The organism is Synechococcus sp. OH2 (assembly GCF_047462155.1).
Classification (GTDB): domain Bacteria; phylum Cyanobacteriota; class Cyanobacteriia; order Thermostichales; family Thermostichaceae; genus Thermostichus.
In genome coordinates this window covers 3,104-5,299 of record NZ_JANSIR010000010.1, presented here as the reverse complement: position 1 = coordinate 5,299, position 2,196 = coordinate 3,104, and the positions used below count along the sequence as shown (strand labels likewise).

The window sequence follows — 2,196 nt, the reverse complement described above, 5'->3', positions numbered from 1 at the left end:
TCCCGCCGCGGGTGGCACGGTGGCAGCACGCTGAGACCTCTGTACCAAAAAGTCTGGGAAGCGTGAAGCCCGTACGCTATCGGTTCACGCAGCGTGGCGTAAGCCATGTTGTGTTTGCTCAACGAAGAGGAGTGGCGGGAGTCGTTCACACTGAGGCACTGCACCCGCCCCGTTACCTCTTTTTAGTTGTTCATCTCCCGTTCCAGCTTGGCCATCGCGATCTGGCTTTCCAAGCGGGAAATGCCCTCGCGGATAGCTGTCGCCTGGGCCTCAACCTCGTCCAGGGAGCGACGAACCGCCTCTGCGGCACTCATGTGTTGGTTCCGCTGCACCAAAGCCTGGCGCGCCAGTTCGTCCTGGTCATGTTGGCTGGCCTTCTCGGCTCTGACAAACCAATCCTCAGCCTTTTGCAGCAGTTGATCGTACTGCCGTTCCAGTTGTTTGCAGCTGGCCAGCGTTGTGGCCAGGCTGCGCCGCAGTTGTTTCAGATCCCGCTCCATCTGGCGGATGCTCGCGTTTTTCTGGCGAGGCTTTTTCCACAACACTTTGCTCAGGCCCACCATCACCACTGCTGTGGCAATGCCCACGCCCGCTGCCGCTGCCGGGTTTTCCCGCAGGAAGGAGCCGTCCAAAACGTTGGATCCCGCAAAGGCCGAGGTTTGCGCGGCTGTCTCCCGAAACTCCCAGGGCATCACCGGATTGCGTTGCTGCCAAAAACCTCGGCGCGCCGCCTGGGCCAATTCTTGAGCTTCCAGGTAGCGCTCCCGGTTGGCCCCGTACAAAAAGCGCTCGTAAACCGCCGCCTGCCCCTGGCGCAACATCTCCAAATTCACCAAGCCCTCAGAGTTGTACACCTGGGCAATGTGCAGCCCTTCCGGCGTGACGTAGAGGGTATCCACCTGCACCAGGGATTCCGGCGGCAGCAGGCTTTGCAAAGCCTCTTGTGAGAGCCGCCCCCAGCGTCCCTGCGTCAGCTCCGGCGCATCCACATAGGCAAGGCGAAAACGGGTGGGCCTGCCGTTCAAGTCTGCCCAAAAGGTGTCCCCATCCACCACCGACCGTACTCGCGCTGTCGCGGAAGATTGGGCCGCTGCAGGGAGGACAAACCAAGTGCCCGAAAGGACAGCCGCCGTCATCAGGAGAGAAGTTCTTGAGGCCATGGGGATCACTCCTAATTGTGCAGAACAACAAAAGTTAAGAAATAATAAGAAATGGGGAGGCTGCGGGAACCCGCCAAAAGCCTGAGGCGTCTTCGCAGACTGGCAGAAGCAAATGGGCTGCTGCTTCCTCGGAAAGAGGCGCCAGAGCCAATAACTCACCCGCGTCAGAGAAAGCAACTTCTCCGACGCGGAGCTTGCCCTTCTGAAAAAGTCGGCTCCCAGGATGAGAATTTGGGTTAGAGTCTAGCTCACCTCTTGGGGCAACGTCACAACCCTAGATGGCAATCTTTGTGCAGTTAGCTTAAAGAGTTTCCCTGACTGGTTCCCGCCGCGGGTGGCACGGTGGCAGCACGCTGAGACCTCTGTACCAACAAGTCTGGGAAGCGTAAGCCCGTACGCTATCGGTTCGCGCAGCGTGCTGTAAGCCATGTTGTGTTGACTCAACGAAGATGAGGGTCGGGAGTGCGTCACTGGATTGGAATCACAGGCGCAAGCGGTAGGGCTCTTCCTCAAGTCCACTGGGCAGAGGCGGCGGGAGAATCTCGATCTCGCCCGTGGGCAACGTGCGCAGCACCGTCCCCAATTGGGTCAGTTGTTCCAGAACAAACTGGCGGGTATCCCGGTCGCTGGTGGCGTTAAACACGCTTAGCCAGACATCGAAGCGGGAGCGGCGGCTGAGGGGGCTGCGGGCGATGTTGTCCCCCAGTTGGCGAAAATCGTCACCAGGCAAGCCCACCTGTTCCCGCCAGGCGGCGGCTTGGTAGTAGTCGCGGCGGCCCGCTTCCGCATCCCCCAAAAACATGAAGTTGATCAGGGCGCGATCCACGTAGAGCCGCCAGGCATCGGGGTTGTTTTGGGGGTTAAACTGCTGCAGGCCGCGATCCAAAATCTCGACGGCTTTTTCCGGCTGGCCAGCCCGATAGGCCAACACCAAGCTGGAGAGGCGGTAGCCTAAGAAGAAATTGGGATCCAGCCGCAGCATGTGGTCGAAGTACTCGTAGGCAAGGCCGTAGCCGGTTTGGGCGCGAGCAGGGGC

The 2,196-nt window shown here is 59.8% G+C and carries 2 protein-coding genes; both read right to left on the bottom strand.

Going from position 1 to position 2,196, the window contains the following annotated elements; genetic code table 11:
• Window positions 1–182: 182 nt before the first annotated feature.
• Window positions 183–1,160 carry a PspA/IM30 family protein gene (locus NW835_RS00725; RefSeq protein ID WP_414414261.1) on the bottom strand — a complete coding sequence of 326 codons (978 nt, stop codon included), beginning with the start codon at window positions 1,158–1,160 and terminating at the stop codon, window positions 183–185.
• Window positions 1,161–1,641: 481 nt separating this feature from the next.
• Window positions 1,642–2,196 (bottom strand): hypothetical protein (locus NW835_RS00720; protein WP_414414260.1); only part of this gene is annotated, 555 nt, incomplete at its 5' end.

What these genes read in the sequence shown, in the direction of transcription:
- NW835_RS00725 (WP_414414261.1), bottom strand. Translation starts at nt 1,160, where the DNA reads ATGGCCTCAAGAACTTCTCTCCTGATGACGGCGGCTGTCCTTTCGGGC.